The sequence below is a fragment of the Demequina salsinemoris genome (assembly GCF_000974805.1).
GTDB classification, from domain to species: domain Bacteria; phylum Actinomycetota; class Actinomycetes; order Actinomycetales; family Demequinaceae; genus Demequina; species Demequina salsinemoris.
In genome coordinates, this window is record NZ_BBQZ01000001.1 from 729135 (window position 1) to 744640 (window position 15506).

The 15506-nt window shown below is 69.5% G+C and carries 15 protein-coding genes; 7 read left to right on the plus strand and 8 right to left on the minus strand.

Annotated features, from left to right (window positions below; translation table 11 throughout):
- Positions 1-23 precede the first annotated feature (23 nt).
- Complete coding sequence (locus AOP78_RS03285; RefSeq protein ID WP_062201506.1) at positions 24-2417, plus strand: alpha-L-rhamnosidase; 2394 nt, start codon at positions 24-26, stop codon at positions 2415-2417.
- A gap of 171 nt (positions 2418-2588) precedes the next feature.
- Here AOP78_RS03285 and pgi read toward each other — a convergent pair whose 3' ends face one another.
- From pgi to AOP78_RS03300, 3 genes are all read right to left on the minus strand, one after another.
- Positions 2589-4268: a glucose-6-phosphate isomerase gene (gene pgi / locus AOP78_RS03290; RefSeq protein ID WP_062201508.1), complete on the minus strand. Its 1680-nt coding sequence runs from the start codon at positions 4266-4268 to the stop codon at positions 2589-2591.
- A gap of 58 nt (positions 4269-4326) precedes the next feature.
- A complete protein-coding gene (locus tag AOP78_RS03295; RefSeq protein ID WP_062201509.1) occupies positions 4327-4626 on the minus strand; it encodes a hypothetical protein in 300 nt (99 codons plus the stop codon).
- An 80-nt stretch (positions 4627-4706) separates the two neighbouring features.
- Entirely contained in the window at positions 4707-5129 is a 423-nt protein-coding gene (locus AOP78_RS03300; RefSeq protein WP_062201511.1) for a MarR family winged helix-turn-helix transcriptional regulator, read from the minus strand.
- 121 nt (positions 5130-5250) lie between these two features.
- On the opposite strand from AOP78_RS03300, the gene AOP78_RS03305 reads away from it, so the two are divergent.
- Complete coding sequence (locus AOP78_RS03305) at positions 5251-5670, plus strand: OsmC family protein (protein WP_062201514.1); 420 nt, start codon at positions 5251-5253, stop codon at positions 5668-5670.
- Positions 5671-5683: 13 nt separating this feature from the next.
- Here the strand turns inward: AOP78_RS03305 and AOP78_RS03310 are convergent, their stop codons facing one another.
- Complete coding sequence (locus AOP78_RS03310; protein ID WP_062201516.1) at positions 5684-6898, minus strand: alpha/beta hydrolase family protein; 1215 nt, start codon at positions 6896-6898, stop codon at positions 5684-5686.
- A gap of 252 nt (positions 6899-7150) precedes the next feature.
- Between AOP78_RS03310 and AOP78_RS03315 the strand changes: the two genes are divergently transcribed.
- Together AOP78_RS03315 and AOP78_RS03320 are read left to right on the plus strand one after the other, a co-directional pair.
- Entirely contained in the window at positions 7151-8137 is a 987-nt protein-coding gene (locus AOP78_RS03315; protein WP_062201518.1) for a cyclase family protein, read from the plus strand.
- 154 nt (positions 8138-8291) lie between these two features.
- Positions 8292-9425: an FAD-dependent monooxygenase gene (locus tag AOP78_RS03320; RefSeq protein ID WP_062201520.1), complete on the plus strand. Its 1134-nt coding sequence runs from the start codon at positions 8292-8294 to the stop codon at positions 9423-9425.
- A 63-nt stretch (positions 9426-9488) separates the two neighbouring features.
- Here AOP78_RS03320 and AOP78_RS03325 read toward each other — a convergent pair whose 3' ends face one another.
- The 3 genes from AOP78_RS03325 to AOP78_RS03335 are packed head-to-tail and all read right to left on the minus strand — an operon-like array spanning position 9489 to position 12384.
- Positions 9489-10472, minus strand: a complete 984-nt coding sequence (locus AOP78_RS03325) for a fumarylacetoacetate hydrolase family protein (RefSeq protein ID WP_062201523.1) — start codon at positions 10470-10472, stop codon at positions 9489-9491.
- Entirely contained in the window at positions 10469-11461 is a 993-nt protein-coding gene (locus tag AOP78_RS03330) for an amidohydrolase family protein (protein ID WP_062201525.1), read from the minus strand. Before AOP78_RS03330 ends, AOP78_RS03325 begins: the two co-directional genes overlap by 4 nt.
- Positions 11458-12384: a VOC family protein gene (locus tag AOP78_RS03335; RefSeq protein ID WP_062201527.1), complete on the minus strand. Its 927-nt coding sequence runs from the start codon at positions 12382-12384 to the stop codon at positions 11458-11460. The genes AOP78_RS03330 and AOP78_RS03335 overlap by 4 nt, the downstream gene beginning before the upstream one ends.
- A 178-nt stretch (positions 12385-12562) precedes the next feature.
- On the opposite strand from AOP78_RS03335, the gene AOP78_RS15400 reads away from it, so the two are divergent.
- The 3 genes from AOP78_RS15400 (at position 12563) to AOP78_RS03350 (ending at position 14723) form a co-directional block, all read left to right on the plus strand.
- On the plus strand, positions 12563-13507 hold the full coding sequence (locus tag AOP78_RS15400; RefSeq protein ID WP_062201529.1) for a LysR family transcriptional regulator: 945 nt from the start codon (positions 12563-12565) through the stop codon (positions 13505-13507).
- A 174-nt stretch (positions 13508-13681) separates the two neighbouring features.
- Positions 13682-14440 carry an alpha/beta fold hydrolase gene (locus tag AOP78_RS03345; protein WP_062201532.1) on the plus strand — a complete coding sequence of 253 codons (759 nt, stop codon included), beginning with the start codon at positions 13682-13684 and terminating at the stop codon, positions 14438-14440.
- 1 nt (position 14441) lies between these two features.
- Positions 14442-14723: a muconolactone Delta-isomerase family protein gene (locus AOP78_RS03350; protein ID WP_062201534.1), complete on the plus strand. Its 282-nt coding sequence runs from the start codon at positions 14442-14444 to the stop codon at positions 14721-14723.
- Between the two features lie 108 nt (positions 14724-14831).
- Here the strand turns inward: AOP78_RS03350 and AOP78_RS03355 are convergent, their stop codons facing one another.
- Positions 14832-15482 carry a TetR/AcrR family transcriptional regulator gene (locus tag AOP78_RS03355; RefSeq protein WP_083979743.1) on the minus strand — a complete coding sequence of 217 codons (651 nt, stop codon included), beginning with the start codon at positions 15480-15482 and terminating at the stop codon, positions 14832-14834.
- Positions 15483-15506: the final 24 nt, after the last annotated feature.

A 15506-nucleotide genomic window follows, 5' to 3' on the forward strand; every position in this document is an offset into this window, starting at 1 on the left:
GCCGACGTCAAGGAGGACCCGCGATGACCGTCATCGAGTCGCTCACGCACGCTACGGGTGCTGATGCCCTTCGCCACGCGCAGTGGATCGCCCCCGCCGAGCCTGTCGCGCTCGAACCTGGCCGACGCCCCGCCTACCTGCTGCGCTCCACGTTCCCGTGGTCAGGCGGCGGCGCGGTCCGACTCGTCGCGACCGCGCACGGCATCTACGAGGCCTTCGTCAACGGCGTCCGCGTAGGCGACGAGGAGCTCGCTCCCGGGTTCTCCGAGTATCGAGCCCGGCTCGAGGTCCAAACCCATGACGTCACCTCGCTGCTGCACCCTGGCGACAACAGCATCGTCCTGCTGCTCTCCGACGGCTGGTTCCGTGGGCGCCACGGCTTCGAGCGCCGCGGCGACGGATGGGGCGAGCGCACCGCCGTGCTCGCCGCAGTCGTCTCGGACGGCGCCGAAGCGCCGCTCGTCGCCACCGGGCCCGACTGGGAGCAGCGCGTCAGCCACGTCACGCGCGCCGACCTCATGGACGGCCAGGCCGTCGACATGCGCACCTACGACCCCGCGTGGTTCACCGGTGGTGGGGAGGGATTCAGCCCGGTCACGCTCGCCGACGGCGACCTCGTCCTCGACCGTGCACGGCTCGCCGAGCCCGTCGCTGAGCCGGTACGTCGGATCGAGGAGCTCACGCCTGTCGCGGTCACGCGACCGCAGGCGGGGACCGTCGTCCTCGACCTCGGTCAGAACATCAACGGCTGGATGAGGCTCACGGATCTCGGCCCTGCCGGCACGCACCTGACCCTCACTCACGGCGAGACCCTCGAGGCCGACGGCCTCGTCACCGTCGAGCACCTCCGCGCCTTCAACTTCGCCACGAAGCAGCTGCTCGAGGCCGGTCAGATCGACGAGGTGATCAGCGCAGGCTGCGACGGCGACGTCTTCGAGCCGCGCCACACGACGCACGGATTCCGCTACGTCCAGATCGACGGCGTCCCCGAGGGCCTGGGCCTGTCGGGGGCCCGCGGCGTCGTCGTGCACAGCGACCTCGCGCGCACGGGCGATTTCTCCTGCTCGGACCCGCGCCTGGAGCAGCTCCACGAGGTGGTCAGGTGGAGCATGCGCGGCAACGTCTGCGCGGTCCCGACCGACTGCCCGCAGCGCGAACGCTCCGGGTTCACGGGCGACTGGCAGGTCTTCGTCGCGACGGGCGCGCTGCTCTCCGACGTCGAGGCGTTCTCGCGACGTTGGCTCCGGGACCTAGCCGCCGACCAGTGGGAGGACGGGCGCGTTCCGACCGTCGTCCCCAACCCCGCGGGCAACAAGCCGTCCGGCGTCTTCTTCGAGGACATGTCGGCAGGCTCCGCCGGTTGGGGCGACGCCGCTGTGCTCGTGCCGTGGGAGCTGTGGCGCTCCTACGGCGATCGGGCGGCGCTCGAGGAGCAACTTCCCGCGGCGCTCGCGTGGGTCCGATATGCGGCGGGCTGCGCCGCCGGCGGCCGCCACCCCGAGCGCGCCGCCTCGCGCCCCGAGCCGGCCGACCACGAGCGCTACCTGTGGGACGCCGGCTTCCACTTCGGCGAGTGGCTCGAGCCCGGCGTGCCGCCGAATCCCGACCCCAGCGTCGACCACGGCATTGTCGCGACCGCCTTCCTGCACCGTTCGGCGCACCTCGCGTCGCTCATGGCGACGCTCGTCGGCCAGGACGATGCGGCGGCCGAGTGCCGCGCGATCGCCGACGGTGCGCTTGCGGCATGGCGCGCCGAGTACCTGCGCCCCGACGGCACGCTCGCGGAGGAGACGCAGGCGCATTACGTGCGGGCGCTCGCGTTCGGGCTCGCGCCCGAGGAGCTGCGGCCCGCGACGGCCGCCCGACTCGCCGAGCTTGTTCGCGAGGCGGACGGCCACCTCGGGACGGGCTTTCTCGCCACCGGGCTGCTGCTCCAGGCGCTCGCGGACAACGGCCAGTCCGAGACCGCGTTCCGGCTCCTCACCAGCACGGGCCACCCGTCGTGGCTCGGGATGCTCGACGCTGGTGCGACGACCATGTGGGAGTGGTGGGACGGCGTCGACGCCCAGGGCGCCGCGCGCGGCTCCCTCAACCACTACTCCAAGGGCGCGGTCGCATCGTTCCTGCACACCCACGTCGCCGGGATCCGGCTTCCCGACGAGCCGAGCGAGAGCGAGGCGGCCTACCGTCGCATCCGCATCCAGCCGACCCCGGGGCCCGAGCTGACGCGCGCCTCGAGCACGCTCAAGACGCGGCAGGGGACCGTGGCGGTCTCCTGGACGCTCGACGACGGTGCGTTGCTGCTCAGCATCGATCTCCCCGAGGGCGTCGAGGCCGACGTGACGCTTCCCGACGGGTCAAGCCAGGTCATCGGAGGCGGCTCGCGCACGCTGAGCTGCGCGTACAGCCGCCGCTGACCCCTCTCCGCCCTGCACTCCGCACGGATTCGCGGGCGACACGCCAGCGTGTCGCCGAGATACGCCGGCGTGTCGCCGGGGTGTCGGACTCAGATCCGTGCGCAGTGCATGGGGGATGACGCAGAACGGGCCCGGCAACCGTGTGGTCGCCGGGCCCCTTCTGCGTGCTGACTACTTGCGGTTCGCCCGGTAGTAGGCGATGAGCGCCTGGGTCGAGGCGTCCTGCGCGGCGAGCGCCGCATCGTCCGTCTCGATCGCCGGGGCGATCTCCATCGCGAGCTTCTTGCCGAGCTCGACGCCCCACTGGTCGAAGGCGTTGATGCCCCACACGGCGGCCTGCGTGAACGTGATGTGCTCGTACAGCGCGATGAGCTGGCCGAGGACCTGCGGGGTGAGCGACGGCGCGAAGATCGACGTGGTCGGCTTGTTGCCGGCGAACGTGCGGGCCGCGACGAGCGCACCGGTGGTGCCCTCCGCCTCGACCTCCTCGGCGGTCTTGCCGAAGGCGAGCGCCTTGGTCTGCGCGAGGAAGTTCGCGAGGAACAGCGCGTGCACGTCCTGGCCGCCGTCGGTGAGCGGGTAGGCGGGGTTCACGACCGCGATGAAGTCCGCCGGGATGAGCTTCGTGCCCTGGTGGATCAGCTGGTAGAAGGCGTGCTGGCCGTTCGTGCCGGGCTCGCCCCAGAAGATCTCGCCGGTCTCGGTGGTGACGGGGGTGCCGTCCCAGCGCACGGACTTTCCGTTGGACTCCATCGTGAGCTGCTGCAGGTAGGCAGGGAAGCGGTGCAGCTGCTGCGCGTAGGGGAGCACGGCGTGCGACTGCGCGCCCAGGAAGTTCACGTACCAGACGTTGAGGAGGCCCATGAGGACGGGAACGTTCTGCGCGAGCGGGGTCTCCGCGACGTGCTTGTCGACGGCGTGGAAGCCCTCGAGCAGGTCTCCGAAGACGTCGGGGCCGAGCGAGATCGCGAGCGACAGGCCGATCGCGGAATCCACGGAGTAGCGGCCGCCGACCCAGTCCCAGAAGCCGAAGGCGTTCGCGGGGTCGATGCCGAAGGCCTCGACCTTGTCGAGCGCGGTGGAGACGGCGACGAAGTGGTGCGCGACGGCGTCCGACTTCTCCTCGTCGGTGCCGACCGCGACGCCGGCCTCGGCGAGAGCGGTCCACAGCCAGTCGCGGGCGAGGCGCGCGTTGGTGAGCGTCTCGAGCGTGGTGAAGGTCTTCGATGCGACGATGAACAGCGTGGTCTCGGGGTCGAGGCCCTTGACCTTCTGGCCCATGTCCGTGGGGTCGATGTTGGACACGAAGCGGGCGTCGATGCCGGCCGTCGCGTACGGCTCGAGGGTCTCGTAGACCATCACGGGGCCCAGGTCGGAGCCGCCGATGCCGATGTTGACGACGGTCTCGACCTTCTTGCCGGTGATGCCGAGCCACTCGCCCGAGCGGACGCGGTCCGCGAAGGCGGCCACGTTCGCGAGGACCTCGTGGACGTCGGCGTCCACGTCCTGGCCGTCGACCGTCAGGCCCGGCTCCATGCCGGCCGGGCGACGCAGCGCAGTGTGCAGCACGGCGCGGTCCTCGGTCGTGTTGATGTGCTCGCCCGCGAGCATCGCGGCATAGCGGTCGGCGACACCGGTCTCCTCGGCGAGCTTCACGAGGGAGCTCAGGATCTCGTCGGTCACGAGGTTCTTCGACAGGTCGACGTGCAGATCGGCCAGCGGGAGGCTCATGCGCTCCACGCGGCCGGCGTCCGCGGCGAACCAGCCGCGCAGGTCGGGGGTGAAGGCGGACTTGTGGGCCTCGAGCTCGGCCCACGCGGACGTGGAGGTGCAATCGATGGGTGCGTTCACGCCTTACAGGCTAGTGCCGCCTGGACGATGCGTCACCGGGACCGTGGGCTCGGTCCCGTCAGCGATCGAGGGCTTCCTCGGTATCGTCCGCTTCCTCTTCCCTGGACGATGCGGTGGCGGGCTTGGGCGCGACGGTCTGGATGACGATCGCCGCACCGACGAGCGTTGCTGCCAGCGGCATCGCGAAGCTCGTGATCACCTGGGCGAGGAAGGCGAACGGGTAGACCGCGAGCTGCGCGTTCACGCCAGCGAACTCGCTGAATCCGTAGACGATATTCGCGCCGAACGCGATGAACAGCGCTCCGACGGCGACCAGACCCGCGGCCCACCACAGGCAGCGCTTTGCGACCGGATGCATGAGTTCCCCCTCGTGTGTGTCCGTATTGTCACACTATCGCGGTGCCGGTGCTTCGGTCTATCGCGGTGCCGGTGCTTCGGTCAGGGTGTGCTGGAGAGCTCCGTGGCCCACTGCCGGGCCGTGACTGAGGCCAAGGCCTCGTGGATGACGGGCGCAAGTGCGGCGTCGATCTCGGTGAGCGCACGGCGCCCTTCCTCGGTGAGCCGTGCGAACACCACCCGCCGGTCGTCGCCGCAGGCCTCGCGGGCCACATGCCCCCTGACCTCGAGGCGATCGACGAGCCGCGTGGCGCGACTGTTCGTGGTGCGGGCTGCGTCCGCGAGCTCACTCATCCTCATTCGGCCATCGTGTGCCTCGCGCAGCAGTTGCAGGAGCGCGAGCTCCTCCGCGCACACGGAGTCGTGGACTGCGAGCGCGTCGGAGACGGCAGATGCGACGAGGCAGTGCAGGCGGTCGAGTGCGAGCCATGCGTTCACTGCGGATTCGTCGGAGGCGCCGGTCATCTCATCAACCTCAAGTATTTCTGATTTGAAATAGTTGCACGATGAAAATACTATCAGGGGGTGCCTGAACCGGCGCACTGCGGACGCAGAGCCTTACCTCTACCCCGGATGGACCTCCCTCATGACTGATGCACGCACCCCTCTTCACCTCGAGCGCACGGGCTCGCGCTCGTACGTCGCTCGCAACGAGCGCGGTGCCGAGGTGCGGCTCGGGGTTCCCGGCGAGGAAGGCACGTTCTCCCCGGGCGAGATGCTCCAGATGGCGCTCGCCGCGTGCGCAAGCATGTCGATGGACCACACGCTCTCCCGCCGGCTCGGCGAGGACTTCGACGCGTTCGTCGACATCGCGGGTGACTACGACGGCGACGAGAACCGCTTCACCTCGCTCAGCGCCACGCTGCGTACGGATCTGAGCGCGCTCGAGCCGGAGAAGGTCGAGTCGCTCATTCAGGTTGCCGAGCGCGCGGTTGACCGTCTGTGCACCATCGGTCGGACGGTCGACAACGGGGCCGCGCGAGTCACCACCGTCCGCCCGAGCTGACGCCGCCGGCGCTCTACCGCGTCGAACCGACGGCTGTGCGCTCCTCGCCGCCAACCGTGGGGGACCCCAGCTCCGGCACGACCTCGGCGATCCAGTCCGCGATGTAGGCGGCGACGTAGGCGAAGTGGTCGATCGAGATGTGCTCGGTGCCGCCTTCGGGGTCGTCGAAGATCTTCAGCTCCCGCTTGGGGCTGCCCACCGCCTGCTCATAGGAACGATGCGCCATCTCCACGGGGATCTGGCGGTCGTTGGCGCCGTGCGTGATGAGGAACGGCACCGAGATCTTCTCGACGACACCGTCGAGGTGCATGTGCCGGGTCTTGTCCATGAAGTCGTCGAGATCGGTCGCGTTCCAGACCCAGAACACGTGCTTCCAGTAGTGCGGCACGGGGTTCTCGCCCTCACGGTCGATGCGCCTGCGTTGGACGGCGGCCCAGTCATGGTTCGCGCCCCACGCGACGACGAACGTGAGGCGCTTCTCGAAAGCGGCCGCACGTGGCGCGTAATACCCGCCGAGCGACCACCCGACGATGCCCGCCCGGCCAGCGTCGACATCGTCCCTGGTCTCCAGATAGTCGACACACGCGGACGCCCACACCTCGGTGTCGTAGCGCGCCGTGAGGCCGCGCATCCTGAGCGCCTCGCCAGAGCCGGGGGTGTCGACCATGAGGGTCGAGATGCCACGACGCGCGAGCATCTGCGGGAACTGCGAGTAGTACATCATCTCCTTGGTCGAATCCAGGCCGTTCCACTGGATGACCACGGGTGGCTTCTCGCCGGGCGCCACGGCGGACGGATCCGCGTGCATGAGGTAGCCAGGCAGGCTCGCGTCGCCGTACGGGATCTCGACCGTCTCGAAGCGGGCGCCGGACAGTGCGACGTGCTTGAGCAGCAGGTCGATCGAACGCTGATAGGCCGCCTTGCGCCCCGCCCACTGAGGCGACTGGAGGCGCTCGGCCTGGGAGAGGTACAGGCTCGCGCGGTAGAGCTTCTCGCCGGCGTTGATGATCCGGCCCTTCGCCTCATCCTGCTCGGCGGAGGCGACCAGGCGGTCCGCGACCGCTGCCCACGAGGAGTACAGCAGTTCGGTGCCCACGTCGTCGCCGTTGCGGGATGCCTCAAGCACGGGCTTGCAGGCCCGGTCCACCTCGTCGATCAGGCCGCCGTTGTTGAGCGCGGCTACCGCGGCCATGCTCCACACGTAGTTGGTCGGGAAGTACATGAACATGGGGGACTCCAGCCGGATCGCGCCGTTGCGTACGCCTTCACCCTAGGAACGCCGCCGCCGTCGGCACAGAGGAATGTTCCGATGGCGGTCATCGACACGCGCGATACCGCGGCGGCCCGCGCGGGCCCCGAGGCGGAGACGCTGGCCTCCATCGGAGACATGAATAGCCGCTATCGCACACTCGGCCTTTGCTGACGACTCGACGTGGGCTTGACTGGGACCGGACGCAACGAAGCGTCGCGAGGGAGAGACATGACCGTCACATCCGCACGGCTCGATCCGAGCGCCCCCGAGGCCGCCATCGCCGCGATGGCAAGCGCCGTGTCCAACTGGGGGCGCTGGGGCCAGGACGATGCCGTCGGCACGCTGAATCTCGTCGACGAGGCGGCACGCCTGCGTGCGGCCTCGCTCGTCCACACCGGGCGCAGCATCTCCCTGTCCCTGCCCTTCGACATGAACGGCCCCCAGCGGGGCTGGCGTCGGCGCACGAACCCGGTCCACACGATGCTCGACACCGGCACCGACGCGGAGCGCGGCAGCCAGGGCTTCCCCCATGGCATCGGCGGCGCCGACGATGTGATCGCTATGCCGCTGCAGTGCTCGACCCAGTGGGACGGGCTGGGCCACATCTTCGACCACGGCGTCGCGTGGAACGGACGACGGGCGGGCGACGTCGTCACCTCCGACGGCGACCTCGTCACGGGCATCGAGCACGCCGCATCTCTCGTCGCCGGTCGCGCGGTCCTGCTCGACCTGGGGCGACACCTCAACCCCGCTGCCGGCGAGCTCGATGACGGCTACGCCATCACCGTCGACGACCTCGACTCCTGCATCGACGCCCAAGGTGAGACGAGCGCCGTCGGCGCGGGGGACATCGTCCTGGTCCGCACCGGCCAGCTCGCGCGCGCCAAGCGCGAGGGCTGGGGCGAGTACGCCGGCGGCCCTGCTCCTGGCATGTCGTTCACCACCGCCCCGTGGCTGCGCGAGCACGACATCGCCGCGATCGCGACCGACACCTGGGGATTCGAGGTCCGCCCCAACGAGTTCCACGACGCCTTCCAGCCCCTGCACCAGGTCGTGATCCCCCACATGGGGCTCACGATCGGCGAGATGTGGGACCTCGACGCCCTCGCCGAGGCCTGCGCAGCAGAGGCGCGCTACGAGTTCCTCCTCACCGCCGCGCCGCTGCGCATCACCGGCGCGGTCGGCTCTCCCGTGAACCCGATCGCACTGCTGTGAGCACTCCCTATCGTGGCCGCGCATGGCCGGTATCTCGCGCCACTGTTTCCGCCACCCGGTCCCGCCTTCGTAGAGTGAACCCGATCCGCAACGTCGCCGATCGACCTTCAGGGGTCCCCGGCGCGCTCGAGAACTCCTCAGGAGGTCAGGAACGATGAACGCCGTCAACTCCGTCACGATCGTCGGGGGCGGGATCACCGGGCTCGCCGCAGCGTCGCTGCTCGCGGAGGCCGGGATTCACGTCGAGGTGCTCGAGGCGTACCGCACCTCCGAACCCGTCGGCTCGGGGATCAGCCTGCAGGGCAACGCGCTGCGGATGCTGGACCGCGTGGGCGTCTGGGCGGAGGTGCAGCACGCGGCCTCGGTCTTCGATGGGCTCGTGTTGCGCGCGCCCGACGCGCACGGCACCGAGCTGTTCAGGGTCGACGCGCATCGCGCCGGCGGCGACGAGTACCCGGCCGCCGCTGGCATGTACCGGCCGGACCTCGCCCGCATCCTTCGCGAGCGCGCCGACAGTCTCGGCGTGGTCGTGCACGAGCTCGAGCGCGTCGTGGAGGTGCGTCAGGACGCCGAAGGCGTGACGGCGGTGACGCGGTCGGGGCTCACCCTCACGTCCGACCTCCTGATCGGCGCCGACGGTCTGCACTCGTCCGTGCGCTCTCTCATGGGGATCGAGGCCGTGCCCGAGATGCTCGACTTCGGCGTCTGGCGCACCTTCGTCCCGCTCGCCCCGGGCGTCACCTGCACGGAGCTCTTCTACGGAGGCGCCGCGTACTACGCGGGCTACTCGCCGACGGGCCCCGACACGATGTACGCCTACATCGTCGACGACTACCAGGACCGCTCCGGTCTCACACCCGAGCAGATGCTCGCCCAGATGCGCGAGCTGGCCGCGCAGTACCACGGCCCGTGGGACTCGATCGTGAACAACCTCACCGACGCCTCGCGCGTCAACTACACGCGGATGAGCTTCTTCTCCGTGCCGGGGGACTGGCACCGCGGCCGCATCGTCCTCATCGGCGACGCCGCCCACAGCTGCCCGCCCACCCTGGCACAGGGCGCGGCCCAGGGTCTCGAGGACGCCGTCGTGCTGTCGGGGCTGCTCGCGAGCAGGCCGGCGATCGACGCGTCGCTCTGGGACGAGTTCTACGCCCGCCGCCGGCACCGCGCTCAGGTCGTGATCGAGAGCTCGCTTCAGATCGCCGAGTGGCGCCGCGAGGCCGACCGCAACCGAGAGACCGCAGAGCTCATGACGGAGGTCAGCGAGCTGCTCGCCCAGCCGCTGTAAGACGTCTGGCGCCCGCAGCCCTGACGGGGCTGCGGGCGCCACACGCCGGGGGAGGAGCGGGGGCTAGGCGGAGCGGACGATGCGGCGGCGAGCCGCGGGGATCGCCACCTGGGAGTCGCGCGGCGGGGCGACGGTGTTCACGATCTCGCCGATCCCGTCGACGACGATGCGTACCGTGTCGCCCGCCTTCAGCGCGGGCGGGTCCACCCTGCCGGAGCGTCCCCACGTCTCGGCGAGGCAGCCGCGCGCCGTGGTGCCGGAGGCCAGCACGTCGCCCGGCGCGACGCGCGAGTCGCGCGACGCGTAGGCGATCATCTCGGGGAACGTCCACGCCATGTGCGTCAGGTTGTCGCCACCGAAGCGCTCGCCGTTGATGTCCACGGAGACCTCCACGTCGAGGAAGCCGCGTTCGTCGCGCCGCGCCGCCATCTCGTCCGCAGTCACGATCCACGGACCGAGCGTCGACGCGAAGTCCTTGCCCTTGCACGGGCCGAGCGAGACTTGCATCTCCCTGGCCTGGAGGTCGCGCGCGCTCCAGTCGTTGAAGATCGCGTAACCGAAGATCTGCTCCTCGGCTCGCTCCACGGTGAGGTTGCGCCCGTCGCACTCGCGTCGCGCGCCGATCACGACCGCGACCTCGAGCTCGAAGTCGAGCTCCGCGCACCGTGGCGGCACCACGGACTGGTTCGTCCCGATCATCGTGTGGGGGTTGGTGAAGTAGAACGTCGGGGCGTCGTACCAGGCGTCGGAGACCCGCGCGTCCGGATTCGAGAGCTTGACCATGCCCTCCACGTGCTCCTCGAACGTCACGAAGTCGCGGACGCTGCTCGGCACCACGGGAGGCAGCAGCCGCACCGTGTCGAGCGGGCGCCATCCGCCGCGTTCGTCGGCCTCGATCAGTTCGCGGCCCAACGCGAGCGCGGTGGGAAGACCCGCCACGATCAGTGCGTCGACGGGCCTGCCGTCGGGAAGCGGGATGACGTGCCCATCGTGGACGAAGCCTGCCTCGATCGTGCCGTCGAGGCGCTGCCAGCGTGCGACCTTCATCGTCGTCCCTCCATCGTCGTGACCACCGGCGCCGGTGCGCGCAGCAGAGTTCCGGCATTGCGCACCACGTCGTCCGCGAGCGCCGTCACCTCGTCCACGCCGCCCGAGTCCCAGCCGCGGTAGTTGGTGCCGAACACAAGGCGGCCCGGGTTCGCCACCGAGCGCAGCAGCGCGAGCGAATCGTGCGAGTTGACGTGGGTGTCGAACCACAGCCTCGAGAACTGGGCGTCGAACTCCTCCACCGTGATCGGAGAGCGGGGAAGGCTCGCGAACTTCCGGAGCCGACCGTGCTGGAAGGCGATGCTTCCGCCGCCGTGGCTGACGTACACGTCGAGGTCCGGGTGGCGCAGCAGCACCTTGCCGAACAGCAGCGAGGCGACGGCCAGCGTCTCCTCGTGCGGGTAGCCGAGCGTCACATGCCAGTCGAAGCGGTCCAGCCGCGGGTCGCCCGGAGGCCCGTCGACGCCGGGCACGGTCGAGTGGACGAAGAGCGGCACGTCGAGGTCCACGCACGCCTGATACAGGTCGTCCATGTCCGGGTGGTCGAGCGAGGCGCGCGCATCCGTGCCGACGTAGCCGCCGACCAGCCCGAGCTCACGCACGCCGTGCTCGAGCTCGCGGATCGCGGCACCCATGTCGGTGGTCGGGAGCGCCGCGAACCCCTTGAGCCGCGCGGGCTGCTGGGCGCACCACTCGGACATGAGGGTGTTCGCGGAGCGCAGGAACGGCACCTGCGCCCCGGCCGGGGTGTGGGTCAGCAGCCACAACGGCGACAGCGACAGCACCTGCAGGCCGATGCCGTCCTCATCGAGCGAGTCGACTCGCTGGAGCGAGGTCTCGGCGAGGCTCGACTTGGGCCCGATCGGCCAGCGGTACCCGCCCATGACGATCTCGTGGCGACCCTCGCCGACCTTGCGGATCTCCGGCCCGAGGTCTCCGGCGGTTCCGAGCAGCTCGTCGAAGAACAGGTGCGCGTGGACGTCGATCACCGCACGGCCTCCGCCGCGTACGGATGCACGGAGCTCTGCGGTGGCAGCGGCCGGAACTGGTGACCCCAGATCTCGGTCCGGTTGCCCCAGCGCTTGTCCAGCCTGCGCATCGTCCAGGCATCGTCGTCGTCGATCACGAGCGAGTCGGCGCCGAACTCCAGGTCGAAGCCGCTGGGGGTGCGCGTGTAGAACGACAGCTGCTCGTCGCCCGCGTGGCGCCCGAGGCTCGCGCTGATCTCGTATTCGCTCCGCTGCGCCAGATCGTAGGCGCGACCCACATCGTCGATGTCGGTGCTCTCGACCATGACGTGGTTGAGGCCGAGCGCGCCTGGGATGCCCCAGATCGCGAGGCTGTGGTGGCGCGGGTTGCAGCGCAAGAACGCCATCGGCCCGAGCCCGACGTCGACGACGTCGCTGCACTTGAACCCCAAGGTGTCCTCGTAGAAGCGGCTCGCCTCCTCCATGTCGGGGACGATGAGCACGGCGTGTCCGAGCCCCTGGTCGCCCGTGATGAACGACGAGGTGGCGCGCTGCCCCCGGAAGGTGCGGTCCATATGCCCCTGGCCGTAGAAGACCTCGTGACGCACGCCGAACGGGTCGGAGAACGACGCGAGCGCCGACACCCTCCGCTCGTCCGCGAGCTCGGGGGACTCGTCGACCACCTCGACGCCCTTGACCCGCAGGTCCTCGATGACGGCCGCGAAGTCGAGCCGGTTCCCCGTCTCCCATCCCAGGTAGAGCAGGCGGTCGTCCTCGCCGGGGACGATGCGCATGCGGTACATGCGGTCGTCCCACCGGATCTGCGCGGCCCCCGACTCGTCGAGGTCGCACTCGAGGCCGAAGACGTCGTTCGCGAAGGGGAGCCACTCGGCGACCTGCGGGGACTGGAAGCCTACGTAGCCCAGGCTGTGGATGCGCGTCACGGGGACCTCCTGACGTCGAGCGCCCGACGGCTCCGGTCGCCATCGAGATCGGCTCTGGCCGCGCGACGCTGCGCGGCGATAGACCCACCGTAGAAACTCGCGGCGCGGCGCGGAAACAGTTGTCCGCGATGGCCGCTATCACCGACTGCTAGGCTCCCCGCAACTGAAGGGGGACAGTGTGGTTGCCCGGCTCGAATCGATCGACCTGAATCTGCTCGTTGCGCTCAACGCGCTGCTCGAGGAACGCCACGTGACCAACGCGGGCGCGCGGCTGCACATCGGCCAGTCCGCGATGAGCGGCGTCCTCAGGCGCCTGCGCGGCTACTTCGGCGACGAGCTGCTCGTGCGGGTGGGCAACGAGCTTCAACTCACCCCGTTCGCCGAGAGCCTGCGACCCGCGGCTCGTGCCGCCTACGACTCGGCGAGCGTGCTGTTCTCCGCGGGTGTCGAGTTCGACCCGAGGACCTCCGAACGCGTGTTCTCCATCGCGCTGTCCGACTACTCGCTCACCCGTATCGGCCCGGTGCTGATGGGCCTGCTGCGGGAGGAGGCGCCTCACGTCGGGGTCTCCTTCGAGCCGACGCCGACCACCTTCGTGAAGGATCCCGATGGCGCCCTTCTGCAGAGCGACATCCTGGTGCTGCCCGTCGTCTACCTGCCGGCCTACACGAGCGCGTCCCTGCCTGTGTTCGAGGACGACTTCGTCGTCGTGATGGCGAGCGAGCACCCGCTCGCGCGACGCCCCCAGCTCACTGTCAAGGACCTGAGGAGCGCCCCTCAGGTCCACGCCCAACTCGGTCCGCGCAACCAGCTGCGACCGCTTGCTGGGGTAGACGCCCACCTCGCGCTCGCCGCGGCGCCGCCCCACGCGTCGGTGCACTCCTACCTCGCGATGCCCGACATGCTCCGACAGGGCTCGCATTGGGCGCTCGTGCCCCGATCACTTGCCGAGAGTGCATGCTCTTCCGACGAGTTCACGGTGGTCGAGACGCCGTTCGAGGGCGAAGGGTTCACCGAGCACGCCTTCTGGCACCCCTCTCGCCAGCGCGACAGCGGGCTCACGTGGCTCAGGGGGATCCTCGGGCGGGTCCGCGAGGAGTTGGCGACGGTCGAAGGCTACTGACCGCCGGCTGTCCCGTCGCTCGCACGCCCGGGGGCCCGGCGTGCAGGAATTGACGACGACCTCGACCAAGAGCCGCCCCATGTGTTACCAATATTGGCGACAACCGGTGCGCCGTGTCGACCACGACCACCGAAGTCAACAGGCTGGCACACAAGTCTCAACGGGGAGGTGGCCGTGACGACATTCATCCTCGTCCACGGGGCATGGCACGGTGGATGGTGCTGGGATCGCGTCTCGTCACGACTGCGCGAAGCCGGCCACGAGGTCCATGCCCCGACGCTCACAGGCCTGTCCGAGAGAAGCCACCTGCTCTCGCCGCTGGTAGGGCTGGAGACGCACATCGAGGACATCGTGCGGCTCATCGACGTCGTCGGGCCGTCGGACATCGTGCTGGTCGGCCACAGCTACGCCGGCCAGATCATCAGCGCCGTCGCGGATCGACGCCCCGACCGGATCTCGACCCGCGTCTATCTCGACGCATTCGTCGGACAGGACGGGACCTCGGCACGAGCGCTGCTCCCGGAGACGATCGCGCACCACTGGGCGGAGTCGGTGGAGGAGCGCGGCTTCGGGTGGCTCGTTCCCGTACGGGATCTGACCGTGCTCGGAGTCAAGGACCCGACCGATCGCGACTGGCTGTCGCCTCGCCTCACGCCCCATCCGTGGAAGACCTACACCGATCCGCTCCTGCTCGGCAGCGACCTGGATCGGGTGCCCGCGCAGTACATCGAGTGCGTGTCCTGGATGCGCGCCTTCCGCGGTCATGCCGATAGAGCGCGAGCGCTCGGTTGGCCCGTGCACGAGCTCGAGACGGGGCATGAGGCGATGGTGACCGCGCCGCAGGAGCTCGCTGAGCTCCTGGTCGCGATCGCGTCGCCCCGAGCGCCCGCTCAAGGTCATGTTCCCGCCACTCAGCCGAGCACGGTGGGCTGACATGGAGTTCCTGGTGCGGTCGGAGAACCGCCTCCCCGCCGACACTCCATCCGAGAGGCGCGAGGAGCTGAGGAGCGCCGAGCGCGCTCGCGCCGTCGAGCTGCGCGCGGAGGGCATGCTCAAGAGGCTGTGGCGGGTTCCGGGCCGCAACGCCACGATCGGGCTCTACGAGGCGGCCGACGCCACCGCTCTGCACGCGGCGCTCATGTCGCTGCCGATGGCGCCGTGGCTCGACGTGACCGTGGAGCCACTCGCGACCCACCCGCAGGAGCAGACGCTCTGAGCACGCGCACTTGTCGGAACGTCCGAGCACGTGCCGTGTGCACCGACTGACTTCTGTGACCGGCACTCCTGAGACGATGCCTAGCCGACAGGCAGCGCCGAGCCTCCGCTAGGGCTCCCTTGCACCTATCGCTCGATCGACTACGGCGCGCATCTCGCGACGGATGTCGTCTTCAGCCATGTCGAAGAGAGTCGAATCCGCGCCGACCGCCATGATTCCCGCTCCCATGACTGCCATCGTGACGCGATCCTCCAAGGAAGGATCAGGCCCCAGGAGGACGGACCGAAGCCGCGCGACGAGCGATGACATCTCTGGATGGCGATCGACGATCGCCTGTGTGCCTGGGTCCGCGCGGAGCAGCCCGACTCGCAGCCGGAACTCGAGCACCAGATCGATGATCCCGTCGAACATGTCGCTCACCTGGACCCGGCGGTCACCCTCGGCCTCGGCGGCCTCAACGCCCTCCGCCAGCCTTTCCATCGCAGGCTCCATGAGGGCGAGCAGCATCTCCTCCTTGGTGCGGAACTGCTGGTAGACAGTCGCCTTCGAGACTCCGACGTGGTCGGCGATCATCTGCAGGCTGGTGCCGCTGAATCCATGCTCAGCGAACAGCGCGAGCGCGGAGTCGAGAACCCGACCGCGCGTCTCGCCCCGTGGGGTGTACTTCCTCGCCACCGGCCGCCCTTCCCGCATCGTCGTGTGAATTATAGCCAATCGGCTTGCAAATCTTTTAGCCGTTCGGCTACATTGCATCGACATAGCCGTTTGGCTATATTCATGCAC